This is a genomic window from Comamonas sp. CMM03, from assembly GCF_019218715.1.
Taxonomy (GTDB): Bacteria; Pseudomonadota; Gammaproteobacteria; order Burkholderiales; family Burkholderiaceae_C; genus Comamonas; species Comamonas terrigena.
In genome coordinates this window covers 236025-250802 of record NZ_JAHUXB010000006.1, presented here as the reverse complement: position 1 = coordinate 250802, position 14778 = coordinate 236025, and the positions used below count along the sequence as shown (strand labels likewise).

General features: G+C 67.6%; 14 protein-coding genes. 7 read left to right on the top strand and 7 right to left on the bottom strand.

What is annotated here, in order from left to right; translation table 11 throughout:
* Positions 1 to 18: 18 nt before the first annotated feature.
* Complete coding sequence (gene ruvA / locus KW830_RS19975; RefSeq protein WP_066541109.1) at positions 19 to 600, bottom strand: Holliday junction branch migration protein RuvA; 582 nt, start codon at positions 598 to 600, stop codon at positions 19 to 21.
* A gap of 74 nt (positions 601 to 674) precedes the next feature.
* Between ruvA and KW830_RS19970 the strand changes: the two genes are divergently transcribed.
* The gene (locus tag KW830_RS19970) at positions 675 to 1619 is read left to right on the top strand and encodes a PhoH family protein (RefSeq protein ID WP_066541111.1); all 945 of its coding nucleotides are present in this window, start codon (positions 675 to 677) and stop codon (positions 1617 to 1619) included.
* A 134-nt stretch (positions 1620 to 1753) separates the two neighbouring features.
* On the top strand, positions 1754 to 2212 hold the full coding sequence (ybeY, locus tag KW830_RS19965) for an rRNA maturation RNase YbeY (protein WP_218334178.1): 459 nt from the start codon (positions 1754 to 1756) through the stop codon (positions 2210 to 2212).
* Positions 2213 to 2263: 51 nt separating this feature from the next.
* Here the strand turns inward: ybeY and KW830_RS19960 are convergent, their stop codons facing one another.
* Complete coding sequence (locus tag KW830_RS19960) at positions 2264 to 3247, bottom strand: Bug family tripartite tricarboxylate transporter substrate binding protein (protein WP_370626161.1); 984 nt, start codon at positions 3245 to 3247, stop codon at positions 2264 to 2266.
* Between the two features lie 234 nt (positions 3248 to 3481).
* On the opposite strand from KW830_RS19960, the gene KW830_RS19955 reads away from it, so the two are divergent.
* The 4 genes from KW830_RS19955 (at position 3482) to KW830_RS19940 (ending at position 7151) form a co-directional block, all read left to right on the top strand.
* Complete coding sequence (locus tag KW830_RS19955) at positions 3482 to 4261, top strand: sulfite exporter TauE/SafE family protein (RefSeq protein WP_218334177.1); 780 nt, start codon at positions 3482 to 3484, stop codon at positions 4259 to 4261.
* A 97-nt stretch (positions 4262 to 4358) separates the two neighbouring features.
* Positions 4359 to 5864 (top strand): sensor histidine kinase, encoded by a 1506-nt coding sequence (locus KW830_RS19950; RefSeq protein WP_218334176.1) that lies wholly within the window; start codon positions 4359 to 4361, stop codon positions 5862 to 5864.
* A gap of 8 nt (positions 5865 to 5872) precedes the next feature.
* On the top strand, positions 5873 to 6502 hold the full coding sequence (locus KW830_RS19945; protein ID WP_218334175.1) for a response regulator transcription factor: 630 nt from the start codon (positions 5873 to 5875) through the stop codon (positions 6500 to 6502).
* 154 nt (positions 6503 to 6656) lie between these two features.
* Positions 6657 to 7151, top strand: coding sequence for a heme-binding protein (locus KW830_RS19940; RefSeq protein WP_066541121.1), 495 nt, complete (start codon positions 6657 to 6659; stop codon positions 7149 to 7151).
* Between the two features lie 118 nt (positions 7152 to 7269).
* Here KW830_RS19940 and dbpA read toward each other — a convergent pair whose 3' ends face one another.
* Together dbpA and dtd are read right to left on the bottom strand one after the other, a co-directional pair.
* Positions 7270 to 8679, bottom strand: coding sequence for an ATP-dependent RNA helicase DbpA (gene dbpA, locus KW830_RS19935; protein WP_218334174.1), 1410 nt, complete (start codon positions 8677 to 8679; stop codon positions 7270 to 7272).
* Between the two features lie 95 nt (positions 8680 to 8774).
* On the bottom strand, positions 8775 to 9239 hold the full coding sequence (gene dtd / locus KW830_RS19930; RefSeq protein ID WP_218334173.1) for a D-aminoacyl-tRNA deacylase: 465 nt from the start codon (positions 9237 to 9239) through the stop codon (positions 8775 to 8777).
* Between the two features lie 243 nt (positions 9240 to 9482).
* Between dtd and KW830_RS19925 the strand changes: the two genes are divergently transcribed.
* On the top strand, positions 9483 to 10937 hold the full coding sequence (locus KW830_RS19925; protein WP_218334172.1) for an AMP nucleosidase: 1455 nt from the start codon (positions 9483 to 9485) through the stop codon (positions 10935 to 10937).
* A gap of 147 nt (positions 10938 to 11084) precedes the next feature.
* Here KW830_RS19925 and KW830_RS19920 read toward each other — a convergent pair whose 3' ends face one another.
* The 3 genes from KW830_RS19920 to fabI all read right to left on the bottom strand — a co-directional run bounded on the left by KW830_RS19920 (position 11085) and on the right by fabI (position 14676).
* Positions 11085 to 12323 (bottom strand): acetate/propionate family kinase, encoded by a 1239-nt coding sequence (locus KW830_RS19920; RefSeq protein ID WP_218334171.1) that lies wholly within the window; start codon positions 12321 to 12323, stop codon positions 11085 to 11087.
* A 65-nt stretch (positions 12324 to 12388) separates the two neighbouring features.
* Complete coding sequence (locus KW830_RS19915; RefSeq protein WP_218334170.1) at positions 12389 to 13828, bottom strand: bifunctional enoyl-CoA hydratase/phosphate acetyltransferase; 1440 nt, start codon at positions 13826 to 13828, stop codon at positions 12389 to 12391.
* Between the two features lie 68 nt (positions 13829 to 13896).
* A complete protein-coding gene (gene fabI / locus KW830_RS19910; RefSeq protein WP_218334169.1) occupies positions 13897 to 14676 on the bottom strand; it encodes an enoyl-ACP reductase FabI in 780 nt (259 codons plus the stop codon).
* Positions 14677 to 14778: the final 102 nt, after the last annotated feature.

Here is a 14778-nt window from a genome sequence, read left to right as displayed (position 1 = left end):
ATGGCCGGGCAGCCGTGCCTACTTGGTCAGGCCCTTGAGCGCCAGCTTGATGCCTTCGGAGACACCGACATCGGCCGGCAGCGCCTTGAGGCTGGCGGTGGCCTCCTTGTCGGAATAGCCCAGCGCAACCAGGGCCTGCAGGATGTCCCCCTGGGCATCGCTCTTGATCTGGGCCGCCGCACCGCTGCCGCCGATCGCGTCGCCCAGCTTGCCCTTGAGCTCCAGCAGCAAGCGCTCTGCCGTCTTCTTGCCGATGCCAGGCACCTTGACCAGGCGACCGGCTTCCTGCAGCGTCACGGCCTGGGCCAGATCGTCGGCCCCCATACCCGACAGCACCGACAGCGCGGTGCGCGGCCCCACGCCGCTGACCTTGATCAGCTCGCGAAAAGTCTGACGCTCCTGCGGGGTGGCAAACCCATACAGCAGCTGCGCATCCTCGCGCACGATAAAGTGCGTCAACAGGCTGACTTTCTCGCCCAGCCCGGGCAGGTTGTAGAACGTGCTCATGGGCACCTGGACCTCATAGCCCACGCCATGCACGTCCAGCAGAACCTCGGGAGGGTTCTTCTCGATCAGGGTGCCCGTCAGTTTGCCTATCATTGGTTTCCTTAAGCCGCTGCTTTTACCGCTACTTTCGCCGCTGTGGTAGCGGCACATTGGATGGAATTATCCGCGTGATACTGCGCCACACCTTCACACCCCACAACAACCTGCGCCTGGCCAATCTCTGCGGCCCGGCCGATGCCCACCTGCGCACCATCGAAGTGGGGCTGCAGGTCAAGATCGCCCACCGCCACGAGCAATTCAAGGTGGACGGCCCCAAGGCCAAGGCCCAGCAGGCCATGGAGCTGCTGCAGGCCCTGTATGAAATGGCCGACGCCCCCATCTCCGACGACACGCTGCAGCTGATGCTGGCCGGCGACGCCGAGATGCTGGAGCCCGACGCCACCGCCGTGCAACTGACCACCCGCCGCGCCGACCTGCGCGCACGCACGCCCAACCAGGCCATGTACCTGGAAAACATCGGCAAGCACGACATCACCTTCGGCATTGGCCCGGCCGGCACTGGCAAGACCTACCTGGCCGTGGCCTGCGCCGTGGACGCGCTGGAGCGCAGCGCCGTGCAGCGCATTGTGCTGACCCGTCCGGCTGTGGAAGCCGGCGAGCGCCTGGGCTTTCTGCCCGGTGACCTGACACAGAAGGTCGACCCCTATCTGCGCCCGCTGTACGACGCGCTGTACGACCTGATGGGCTACGACAAGGTGCAGAAGGCCTTCGAGCGCAATGCGCTGGAGATCGCGCCGCTGGCCTTCATGCGCGGGCGCACGCTGAACAACGCCTTTGTGATCCTGGACGAGGCGCAGAACACCACGCCCGAGCAGATGAAGATGTTCCTCACCCGCATCGGCTTTGGCGCCAAGGCCGTGGTGACGGGCGACGTGAGCCAGATCGACCTACCCAAGGGGGCGATGAGCGGCCTGATCGACGCCGAACGCGTGCTCAAGCGGGTCAAGGGCATCTCCATCAACCGCTTCACCAGCGCCGACGTGGTGCGCCACCCGCTGGTGGCGCGCATTGTGGACGCCTACGACGCCAACGGGACCGGCCGCGCCCGCTGACCTCCCGCACCGCTTCGCGCCCTGGCCTCAATCGACCCGGCCGCCCTGGCGGCGATCCGGCGCTGCCGGGCGTCTGCCCCACGGCATGGGCGGCGCCAGGCGCCCGGACGGAGCGCGCACACTGGACATTTGATATGGCTCTCAACCAACTAGAACTCTCCTTGCAGTTTGGCAAGTTCGACAACCTGGCCGCCCACCGCGCCCTGCTGACCCGCAGTCTGGTCACGAAATGGATCCGCCATGCGCTGGCAGTGGATGCCGAAATGACGGTGCGCATCGTCGGCACCGAAGAAGGCCAGCAGCTCAACCGCGAGTACCGCCACAAGGACTACGCCACCAATGTGCTGACCTTCGACTACCAGCAGGAACCCACGGTGATGGCCGACCTGGTGATCTGCGGCCCGGTGGTGGAGCGCGAGGCGCAGGAACAGAACAAGACCCTGGAAGAGCATTACGCCCACCTGCTGGTGCACGGCACGCTGCACGCCCAGGGCTGGGACCACGAGACCAGCGAGGCCGATGCCGACGAGATGGAGGCCTACGAGACCGACATCATGGCCGAGCTGGGCTACGCCGACCCGTACGCCAAGTAGGCACGGCGCTGCGCGCCACACAACCTCGGGCGGCCTCCTCCTGGCCGCCGCTCACTCCAGCTTCAAGCCGATCGCCTGCACCAGCTGTGCGTAGCGCACATAGTCGCCCTGCACCTGCCGGGCAAATGCCTGCTGCGTCTCGCCGGTGGTCTGAATGCCTTGCTGGGCCAGCTGGCTGCGCAGCTGGGGATCGGCCAGGGTCTGGCCGGCATCGCGCGCCAGCTGTTGCAGCACCGGCTGGGGCGTGCCCTTGGGGGCGAACAGGCCGAACCAGGTGGCCGACTGGTAGCCCGCATAGGTCTCGCCCACGGTGGGCACCTGGGGCAGCAGCGGATTGCGCTGCGCACCCGACACGGCCAGCGCCACCAGCTTGCCGCTCTGGATATGCGCCAGCGCCGGCGCCACGGCAATGAACATGGCATCCACCTGCCCGGCCAGCACATCCTGCAGTCCCTGTGGGCCGCCCCGGTAGGGGATGTGGGTGGCAAAAAAGCCCGCGCGCTGCTTGAGCAGCTCCATCGACAGGTGCAGGGCGCTGCCCGTACCGGCCGACGCGTAGTTCAACCCGCCCGGCCTGGCTTTCGCGGCCTTCACCAGGTCCTGCACGGTCTTGAAACCATGGCGCGGGTGGGCCACCAGCACAAAATCGACCTGGCCCAGCTTGATGATGGGCACCAGATCCTGCTTGACGTCATACGGCAGGTGCTGCTGCAGGTGGGGCATGATGGTGATGGCTCCGTCTCCGCCCACCAGCAAGGTGTGGCCGTCCGGCGCGGACTTGACCACGGCATCGACCGCCGAGACACCGCCGGCCGAACCCTTGTTCTCCACCAGCACCGGCTGGCTCCAGCCTTTGGACAGTTGCTGGCCCACCTGGCGTGCCAGGATGTCCGGGGCACTGCCCGGGCCGTTCGCCACCAGCAGCTTCACCGCGCGGGCGGGGTAGTCCGGCCCCTGCGCCAGGGCAGTCAGCGGCACGGCCACCATGGCGCAGGCGGCCCAGGCGGTGCAGAAAAGATGGCGGTGCAGGTTCACGGGACACTCCTTGAAGGCAGGAGCCGCATTCTGCGAAGTCTTTTTTATTCCTCAAAAGAATATTTAACAACTTCTTTATTTCCAAATAAGCTTTTAAGTGGTTCGCGCAAAACTGCTTTGCTGCAGCCGAGCCAAACCGCGCCGCACCTCCCCCTAAGATCGCGCCACGGGGTACTGGCTGCAGACCGCCCCGGAGCACCGACCGCACAACAACACCGATAGGGAGACAACTGCATGGAAGCTCTGGGCCTGGGCCCTGCGAGCCATATCGCACTTTTGCTGGCCGCCGCTTTTGTGGCCGGCGCGCTGAACGCCGTGGCAGGCGGCGGCAGCTTTCTGACCTTGCCCGCTCTGGTCTTCACCGGCGTGCCGCCCGTGGTGGCCAATGCCACCGGAACCGTGGCCCTGTTGCCCGGCTACGCCGCCGGGGCCTGGGGCTTCAAGGACGACATGGCCCCGCCCCCCGGTCTGTCCATGCGGCAGGTGGTGGCACTGTCGCTGCTGGGCGGATCGGCCGGCGCCGCGCTGCTGCTGTTCACGCCCGATGCGACCTTCCGCAAGGTGGTGCCCTGGCTGCTGCTGGCCGCCACCGCCCTGTTCGCCTTCGGTCCGCAGTTGCGCGCCTGGGCCGCCGGCAAAAACGCGGCGCACGCCGCCCCGTCCGCCGGCAAGGCCGCCCTGGGCATGCTGGCCGTGGCCATCTACGGCGGCTACTTCAACGGTGGCCTGGGCATCTTGCTGCTGGCCCTGTTCGGCCTGCTGGGCCAGACCCAGCTGAACGCCATGAACGGCATGAAGAACGTGGTCTCCGCCCTGCTGACGGCCATTGCCGTGGCCATCTACGCCGTCGGCGGCATTGTGGAATGGCCGCAGGCCCTGCTGATGATGGTGGCGGCCACCGCCGGCGGCTATGGCGGCGCCCGCGTGGCGCGCCGTATCCCTGCGCCCGTGCTGCGCTGGGGCATTGTGGCCACCGGCCTGGTGATGGCCGGCCTGTTCTTCGCCAAGGGCTGACCCGGCCGCATCCGCGCGCCCGGGGCCACGGCGGCGCGGCGGGCATGGACGCCCCCACCGGTGCCGGAGGATCCTTTCGGATGCCACAATCCGCGCCATGAACTGGAAGCGCCCATGGCTTGGATGGCTGCTGGCCTGGGCACTCGCCGCAGGCGGCGGCGCCGCGTGGCTGGCCCAGCAACGCCTGCAGGAACTGCACGAAACCTTCACCACCAATGCCCGCGTGGCCCACCGGCTGCTGAGCCAGCAGCTGGCGCAGCACGATGCCATTCTGGCCACGCTGTCGCTGCTGCAGCCGGCCCTGTCCGGCGATGCCGCGGCCAATGCCGGCAGCAGCGGGCTCTCCACGCTGTACCCCCAGGTGCTGGGCGTGGCCCAGCGGCGCAACGACCAGCCCTGGCCGGCCCATTGGCCGGCGGACCTGCAGGCGCTGGAGCAGCAGTCCGCCGCCAGCGGCCATGCGCAGATGGACGCCAGCCGCCTGGCCCAGGGCAAGCTGTTTGTGGTCCAGGCCGGCCAGCCCGCCAGCTACGCGCTGAAACTGGACTTGCACGCCACCGTGCCCGCCGATGAATGGCCCTATCCCGCCAGCCACAGCCCGGTGCGCATCTGGCTGGCACAAGGCGCGCAAAGCCTGGTGCTGCAGCACGGCGCGGACGATGCCCAGGCGCCCGGCTGGGCCCTGTCCGTCAGCAAGACCCTGTCCTCCCCCAGCCAAGTGCTGGAGCTGCATGAACGCTACAAGCTGCACCCGCGCCTGCTGCCGTGGCCCAGCATGCTGGTCTGGGCACTGGCCTGGGCACTGGCAGTGGCTGCCTTGCGGGCCGCCTGGCAGCAACGCGCCGCCCGCCAGCGGGCCGAACAGCTGCTGCAATACGGCCAGATTGCGCGCCTCAACACCCTGGGCGAACTGGCCGCCGGCATGGCCCATGAGCTGAACCAGCCGCTGACCGCCATCCTCTCCAACAGCCAGGCCGCACGCCGCCTGCTGGACGACGCCGAGCCGGATGTGGACGCCGCGCGCCAGGCCATGCAGCAGGCCGCCGAGCAGGCCAAGCGCGCCTCGGCCGTGATCGGTCGGCTGCGCCGTCTGGTGGAACGGCCCGATACCGCCACGCAGTCCCAGGCCGTGCCGCTGCCACAGGCCGTGGCCGATGCCCTTCACCTGCTGGAGCCCGAACTGCGCCAGCGCCAGGTGCAATGCCAGGCGCCGGTGCCGACGCCGCCCCTGCCGCCCGCCCAGGCCGACCCGATTGCCCTGCAGCAAATCCTGCACAACCTGCTGCTGAACGCCCTGCAGGCCATGGAGCAGGTGCCCGCGGCCGAGCGGCAGCTGCTGATTCAACACCGCCCGCAGGGCCGGCACCTGCTGCTGACCGTGCAGGACAACGGCCCCGGCATTGCCCCGGAGCTGCGCGAGCGCCTGTTCACCCCTTTTGCCACCACGCGCGCCCAGGGTCTGGGCCTGGGGCTGACGCTGAGCCAGGGTCTGGCCGAATCCATGGGCGGCCAGCTGCGGCTGGCGGACGGCGGCCCCTTGTGCGGCGCCTGCTTCGAGCTGCAGCTGCCTGCCATGCCCACCCGCGCCGCGGATACCCCTTGATGTCTTCCATGCCCGAATCCGGTGACCACCAACACTCCCCACTGATCCACCTGGTGGACGACGACCAGGCCGTGCGCGACAGCCTGGCCCTGCTGATCAGCACCGTGGGCCTGCGGGTGCAAAGCTGGGCCGACCCAGTGCTGTTCGCCGCGCACTTCGACCGCCAGTCCATCGGCGCCATCGTGCTGGATGTGCGCATGCCTGGCGTCAGCGGGCTGGCCTTGCTGGCGCAGCTGATGGAGCAAGGGGTAGACCAGCCCGTCATTCTGCTCACCGGCCATGGCACGGTCGATATGTGCCGGCGGGCCTTCAAGGGCGGTGCGGCCGAATTCCTGGAAAAGCCCGTCGATGACGAAGTGCTGCTGGAAGCCCTGCAGACGGCGGTACGCCAGCACGTGCGCCTGCGCGCCCGGACCCAGGCCGACCGCGCGGCCCAGGAGCACTACGCCCAGCTGTCGCCCCGGGAGCGCGAGGTGCTGGCCCTGATCGTGCAGGGACTGACCAACAAGGAAATCGGCCGTGCGCTGGATGTGTCGCCCCGCACCGTGGAAACCCACCGGGCCAATCTGTTCGCCAAGCTGCAGGCACCCTCGCTGGCCTGGCTGATTCGCCGCTATGCCCCGCTGACGGAGCTGTAGCGTGCGCGGCCTGCAGCCGCCGACGCCGCTCGCTCCGTAGTTCTACGCAGGCCCGGGCGTAGCCGCACGAATGGCGCCTGGCTGCTGCAATTTTTACAGTGACAACCGAGCGCTGCACTGTCTGCGCGCCACTTTTCACTGAGGAAAAATTGCTATGCGCCGCACCTTCTCTTCCGCACTCGTTCTGGGCCTGGGCCTGATCGCCAGCGCCTCCCATGCACAGGCTGTGCGCGTGGAAAAAAACATGTCGCTGGAACTGGCCAACCAGATCGCGGCCCAGAGCGTGGCCGCCTGCGCGGCCGATGGCTATGCCGTCACCGCCACCGTGGTCGACCGCGCCGGCACCGTGCGTGCCGTACAGCGTGCCGACAACGCCGGCCCCCACACGCTGGAAGGCAGCCGCCTCAAGGCCTTCACCTCGGCATCCGCCAAGAACAACACCCTGGCGATGATGGAAGGCGCACAAAAGAACCCCGGTGCCGCCAATCTGGTGCATATCCCGGGCTACCTGCTGTTGGGCGGTGGCCTGCCCGTCAAGGCCGGTGACGAAGTCATCGGCGCCGTGGGCATTGCCGGCGCCCCCGGCGGCCACCTGGACGACAAGTGCGGCCAGGCCGCACTGGCCAAGGTGCAAGGCCTGCTGAAATAAGCCATCCGGCAGCACCTGCCGTGTCCCCCAGGCCTGGCCGTGCTGCCAGGCCTTTTTTGCGTCCGGCCTGCGCGCACCACCCGCCTCCAGGCGGTCCAGAGCACATGGGGCCAGGGGATCAGAGCAGGCGCGCCTTCACCGTCTTGCCCTTGACCTTGCCCGCATTCAGCTTGGCGCAGGCCGCCGAGGCGATATGGCGGTCAACTGCCACATAGGTGGAAAAGTCGTTCACGCTGATCTTGCCGATCTGCTCGCGGGTGTAACCGAAGTCGGCGCACATGGCGCCCATCACGTCGCCAGCGCGGATCTTCTCCTTGCGTCCGCCGATGATCTGGATGGTCACCATCGGCGGCAGCAGCTCACCGCCGGCGGCCGGCGTGAGCCCCTCCAGCGGGAAGAACTCCGAAGCGCGGCCTTGCAGCTGCTCGATCTTGCCCACGCTGCCCATTTCGTCCATGGACACCAGATTCAGCGCCAGGCCTTCCGCGTCGCCCCGGCCGGTGCGGCCGATGCGGTGGATGTGCACCTCGGGATCCGGGGTCACATCCACATTGATGACAGCAGACAGATCGGCAATGTCCAGGCCCCGTGCCGCCACGTCGGTCGCAACCAGCACGCTGCAGCTCTTGTTGGCGAACTGCACCAGCACCTCGTCGCGCTCGCGCTGCTCCAGCTCCCCGAACAGCGCCAGTGCGCTGAAGCCCTGGGCCTGCAGCTCGGCCACCACCTCGCGGCATTGCTGCTTGGTGTTGCAGAAGGCAATGCTCGACTCGGGGCGGAAATGCGCCAGCAGCTTGGGCACCGTGTAGATCTTGTCGTTGGCATCCACCTCGTACCAGCGCTGGACGATCTTGTTGGCACTGTGCTGGGTGGCGACCTTCACGGTCTGCGGGTCGCGCATGAAGCGGGTGGCCAGGCTGGCAATGCCGTCCGGGTAGGTGGCCGAGAACAGCAGCGTCTGGCGATCGGCCGGGCACTGGCGCACCACGGTCTCGATATCGCCAAGGAAGCCCATGTCCAGCATGCGGTCGGCCTCGTCCAGCACCAGGGTCTTGAGGTTGCTGATGTCGAGCTTGCCGCGCTCCATCAGATCCATCACCCGGCCGGGCGTACCGACGACGATGTGGGCCCCGTTTTCCAGCGAGGCGATCTGGTTGCGCGACGGCACGCCACCATAGACGGTGACGATCTTGATGTTGTCCTGGGCGCGGGCCAGGCGGCGCACCTCGGTGGCCACCTGGTCGGCCAGTTCGCGCGTGGGGCACAGCACCAGCGCCTGCACGGCAAACCAGCGCGGATTGAGGCGGTCCACCATGGGCAGACCGAAGGCGGCGGTCTTGCCGCTGCCGGTGCTGGCCTGGGCAATCAGGTCCTTGCCCTGCAGTGTCAGCGGCAGGCTGGCCGCCTGGATAGGCGTCATCTGCGCATAGCCCAGCTGCTGCAGATTGGCGAGCATCTCGGGGGACAGGGGCAGCGCCGAGAAAGCGGTGGGTGCGGTGGCCTGGGCGGCGCTGGAGGAAGTGTTCATGCCGCGATTATCCCGGGCACCCGGGCTTTGTGCAGGGCCGCCATGCAGTGAGCCGGCACCCCGCCCGGGTACGCCAGCGCCGGCAGCGGCCCGGCTCAGTGGCCGTTTGCGGCCACCGCCGGCGCTATGCGCAGCGGAATGGTCACCGGCCCGTCGTTGACCAGGTGCACCTGCATGTCGGCGGCAAAAATGCCGGTCTGGACCACCGGGTGGCTGCCTTGCGCCTGTGCCACGAAATAGTCGTACAGGCGCTGACCCTCGGCCGGAGCGGCCGCGCCGGTGAAGCTGGGGCGGTTGCCGCCCCTGGTGTCGGCCGCCAAGGTGAACTGGCTGACCACCAGCAGGCCGCCTCCCACATCCTGCAGGCTTTTGTTCATCTTGCCGGCATCGTCCTGGAAGATGCGCAGCTTGAGCATCTTGGCCAGCAGCTTGTCGGCCTCGGCCTCGGTATCGCCCTGTTCGGCGCACACCAGGGCCAGCAGGCCCTGTTCAATCTGGCCGGTGATCCGGCCGTCCACTTCCACCCGCGCCGTCTTGACGCGCTGTACCACGCTCAGCATTTCCGTATCTTCCTTGCTCCATCCGGCCTGCACCCGTCCCCTGACCGGCCATGGCCTGGCCTGCGTGCGCAGGTCGGCGGCTGCATTGTGCCGCGCCGCCGGCCCTGCCGTGGACCATGCGGACAGCGGACACGGCCGTTGTCGGCACGCACCGCTGCGCCAGCCCAGCCACGCAGCTGTCACACGAATGTCGCACAATAAGGTATGCCCTACCCTGCCCCAGACACTTCTTCTGCGGCGCGCATGCGCCGTTTTGACGACCCGCTCGCTGCACTGGCCTGCGTCCAGGCGCTCTACCAGGAGCAGGTCGATACCCTGCGCGATGCCATGCGCCGCTTTGTCGCGGGAGAGCAGCTCTCCGCACCGGTGCACGCCTACTACCCGCTGGTGCGCATCGAAACCCATACCGTGGCGCGCGCCGACACCAAGCTGGCCTACGGCTTTGTCGAGGGCCCGGGCCGCTACGACGCCACCATCACCCGCCCCGACCTGTTTGCGCGCTACCTGCAGGAGCAGTTCCGCCTGCTGCGCAAGAACCATGGGGTGGACATCCAGGTGGGGCTGAGCCAGCAGCCCATTCCCATCCATTTCTCGTTCGCCGACAACGACCATGTGGAAGGCAGCCTGTCCCCCGAACGTCGCATCCTGATGCGCGATGTGTTCGACCTGCCCGACCTGGAAGCCATGGACGACGGCATTGCCAACGGCACCTGGCGCTCCCAGCCGGGCCAGGCGTTCCCGCTGTCGCTGTTCACCGCGCCGCGCGTGGACTATTCGCTGCACCGCCTGCGCCACTACACCGGCACCGCGCCGGAATGGTTCCAGAACTTTGTGCTGTTCACCAACTACCAGTTCTACATCGACGAATTCATCCGCCTGGGCCATGCCGAAATGGCCAAGGAAGACAGCGAATACATCGCCTTCATCGAGCCCGGCAACGTGGTCACCCGCCGGACGGGGCTGCCAACCCAGGCCATCGACGAACTGGGTGCCGCACCGCCCCGCCTGCCGCAAATGCCGGCCTACCACCTGGTGCGCGAGGACTACAGCGGCATCACCATGGTCAACATCGGCGTGGGCCCGGCCAATGCCAAGACCATCACCGACCACATTGCCGTGCTGCGCCCCCATGCCTGGATGATGCTGGGCCACTGTGCCGGCCTGCGCAACAGCCAGGAGCTGGGCGACTATGTGCTGGCGCACGCCTATGTGCGCGAGGACCATGTGCTGGACGAAGAACTGCCGCTGTGGGTGCCGATTCCCGCCCTGGCCGAGATCCAGCAGGCGCTGCAGCAGGCCGTGGCCGATGTGACGGCCATGGAAGGGCCCGACCTCAAGCGCATCATGCGCACCGGCACCGTGGCCAGCACCGACAACCGCAACTGGGAACTGCTGCCCGACAACCTGCCCCAGCGCCGCTTCAGCCAGAGCCGCGCCGTGGCGCTGGACATGGAAAGCGCCACCATCGCCGCCAACGGCTTCCGCTTCCGCGTGCCCTATGGCACCTTGCTGTGCGTCAGCGACAAGCCGCTGCACGGCGAGATCAAGCTGCCGGGCATGGCCAACCACTTCTACCGCGAGCGTGTGGACCAGCATCTGCGCATCGGCATGCGCGCGGTAGAACTGCTGCGCCAGGGCGGCTCGCAACGCCTGCACAGCCGCAAGCTGCGCAGCTTCGACGAAGTGGCGTTCCAGTAAGCAAGAACCTGCCGGACCGGGCGCCTGGCGCCCAGGCTGTCAGGCCTCCCCGTCGGGCGGCGCAGCGGGCGCTGTGCTGCGCCATCCGCTGCGCACGCTGGCGCGCATGGGCCCCCGCGGCCCCTCCGCACGGTGGGGCATGCCGCTTCAGGCCACGGAAGCCGGTGCCAGCGACGGCGTGGTCTGGCCACCCGCCTTCAGTGTCTGCAGCAGCTGCGCCGCTTCGCGCGCCGCCACACGGCCTTCATCGGTGGGAATGACCCAGATTTCGACGCGGCTGTCGGGCGCATGGATGGCGTAAGCCGCCTTGCCATCGGCATTGCGGTTGCGCTCTTCATCGATGCGCAGCCCCGTCCAGGCCAGGCGGTTGCAGACCTGCTCGCGCAGCACCGCATCGTTCTCGCCGATGCCGCCACTAAAGGCCAGCACATCCAGACCGCCCAGGCAGGCCATCAGCGCACCGCTTTCGCGGATCACGCGGTGGGTGAACTGCAGGATGGCACGTTCCGCATCCGGGCTGTCGCTGGCGCGCAGCGTGCGCATATCGGCCGAGATGCCGGACACCCCCAGTAGGCCGCTTTGCTTGTAGAGCAGCTTTTCCATCTGGGCATGGGTCCAGCCCTGCTCCATCAGGTACAGCAGCACCCCGGCATCCAGCGAGCCGCTGCGCGTGCCCATCATCAAGCCGTCCAGGGCCGAAAAGCCCATGGTCGTGGCCACGCTGGAGCCGGCCAGCGCCGCGCACAGGCTGGCACCGTTGCCCAGGTGGGCCATCACCACGCGGCCACGGCCGCGCAGGGTGTGCTCCAGCAACATGCCCATGATGTACTGGTAGGACAGGCCGTGAAAGCCATAGCGGCGCACGCCTTCTTCCTGCAGCGCCTTGGGCAGGGCAAAGGCGTAGTCCACCTCGGGCATGGTGGCATGGAAGGCGGTGTCGAAACAGGCAATCTGCGGCAACTGCGGGAAGGCGGCCTGAAAGCGGCGTATGCCTTCCAGATTGTGCGGCTGGTGCAGCGGTGCCAGCGAATTGAAGCAGGCCAGGCGTTCCAGCACCTCCTTGGTGACCAGCACGCTTTCGGTGAACACGCCACCGCCATGCACCACGCGGTGGGCCACCGCTTCGATGTCGGGCGCGGCTTCGAGCTTCTGCACCAGGGCGCGCAGGCTCTCTAGTGCGGCAACAAAAGGGGCGGTGCCGGCAGGCACCACCAGGGCTTCCTGGTGCTTTTTGCCCAGATAGGTCCACCCCATGGCCGGCGTGCCGCCGGGCTCCAGCCCCTGGATGTTGCCCGAGAGCACATGGGGCTGCACCTGTCCGCCCTGCAGCGGGTGCAGCGAGAACTTCAGCGAGGACGATCCGGCATTGACGGCAAGAATGGCCATTGTTTTCTCCTTGGATGGCGGTCGGGCGGCGGCTCAGCGGCCGCTTGGCCCCATCAGTCAGCGGTTCAGTGTCCGCTCTTCCACGCGTCGGCTTCCTGCTTCTTGCGGCTGTCGTGCGCGGCCAGCACGGCCAGCACGGCAGACGCCACGCGGGCCGTGGGGCCGTCGGCACGGCTGGTCAACGCAATAGGCACGCGCGCGCCCAGCACCAGGCCCGAGCCGGAAGCGCCGGCCAGGTACTCCAGCTGCTTGGCCACCATGTTGCCGCTTTCCAGGTCCGGTACGGCCAGGATGTCGGCCTGCCCGGCCACGGCCGAGTCAATCCCCTTGATGCGCACGGCCTCAGGTGAAATGGCGTTGTCGAAGGCCAGCGGGCCATCCAGCAGCCCGCCCTTGATCTGGCCCCGGTCGGCCATCTTGCACAGCGCCGCCGCGTCGATGGTGGACGGAATGGTCGGCGTGACGGTTTCCACGGCCGACAGCACCGCCACCTTGGGCGCTTCCGTGCCCATGATGCGGGCAAAGTCGATGGCGTTCTGGATGATGTCCGCCTTCTCCGGCAGCGTGGGGCGGATGTTGATCGCCGCGTCGGTGATCAGCAGCGGCTTGGCATACAGCGGCACATCGAAGCGGAAGACATGCGACAGGCGGCGTCCGGTGCGCAGCGCAGGCTGACCCAGCACGGCCTTGAGCAGCTCGTCGGTGTGCAGACTGCCCTTCATCAGCACTTCCACGTCCTTGTTGGCGGCCATCTCGGCCGCCAGCTGGGCCGCCGCATGGCTGTGCTCCACATGCAGGATCTCCACCCCTTCCAGGCTCAGGCCGGCTTCTTCGGCCACGCGGCGGATACGGCCTTCGGGGCCGATCAGCACCGGCACGATCAGGCCGTGCTGTGCCGCGTCCAAGGCACCGCTGAGCGAGCCTTCATCACAGGGGTGGACCACGGCGCAGCGCACGGCGTCCAGCCCTTCGGTGCGGGCCAGCAGCGCCTTCTGACGCGCTTCAGGGTCGAACAGCTGAATCTGGGGGGCGTTGACCCGGGGCACACGCACCTTCTGCGTGGGCGGCATCAGGCGGGCCACGCCCTTGAGCACCACCTCGCCCTTCTGGTTGCTGACCTGGCAGTCCACGGCGATGCGCTTTTTCTCGTCGTCCTTTTCCGTCACCGTGGCCAGCACGGTCAGCGTATCGCCAATGCGCACCGGCTTGGTGAACTTCAGCTCCTGGCCCAGGTAGATGGTGCCGGGGCCGGGGAACTGCGTGCCGAACAGGGCCGAGATCAGTGCCGCACCGAGCATGCCGTGGGCAATGACGCCGTGGAACATGGTGGCATCGGCGTATTCGGCGTTCAGGTGAGCGGGGTTGATGTCGCCCGAGACGGCAGCGAAGGCCTGGATGTCCTCCACCGTCACCGTGCGCACCAGGCGGGCGCTCTGGCCCACGCTCAGCTCGTCATAGGTGACGTTTTCCATCCATTCGTCGATGTGCGGGTTCTGCATGTTCATGGGATACCTCGGTCAAACTGTACGAAAAAGGCGGCGCGGCACCCGCGCTGCTGGCGGTGGGGACGCGCTCAGTCCATGGCGTGGACGCCGGCGTCCACATAGATCGTCTGGCCGGTCATGCCCGACGCGGCGTCGGTGCACAAAAAGGCCGACAGGCTGGCAATTTCCTCCAGCGTCACCAGGCGCTGCAGCGGCGCCTTGTCGATGGCGGTCTGCATCAGCTTGTCGAACTCGGCAATGCCCGAGGCCGCACGGGTCAGAATGGGACCGGGCGACACCGCATGCACGCGGATGTTCCGCGGCCCCAGCTCCATGGCCATGTAGCGCACCATCGATTCCAGCGCCGCCTTGACCGGCCCCATCAGGCCGTAGTTGGGCACGGCTTCGCCGGAGCCCAGGTAGGTCATGGACAGCATGCTGCCGCCATTGGGCATGTGCGGCGCGCACAGCTTGGCCACTTCGGCGAACGAGTGGCAGGACACGCTGACGGCGCGGGCAAAGCCTTCGCGCGAGCTGTCCACCACATCGCCGTGCAGGTCCTCCATGGGCGCCCAGGCGATGGAATGGATGACGAAGTCGATCTGCCCCATGGTCTTGACCGCATGGTCCACCAGGGCCTGCAGCTCGCCTTCGGTTTCCACATTGCAGTTGACCAGATCAATCCCCAGCGGCTGGGTCAGCGGCTCCACATACTTGCGGGCCTTGTCGTTCAGGCAGGATGCCACCACCTGGGCGCCCTGCTGCACGGCCATCTTGGCGCACCCCCAGGCGATGCTGTGGTCGTTGGCAATGCCCAGAATCAGGCCTTTTTTGCCTTGCAGAGTGAAGGAGGAAGACGCTTGTGTCATGGTCAGAGGATCTTTCGGGGTAAAGCGGGGCCGCAGCGCTCTCTGGCGCTTTGGTGGTTTTTCGCCTTGCACGCCGCTTGAGTGCGCGCAGGCCGCTATCAA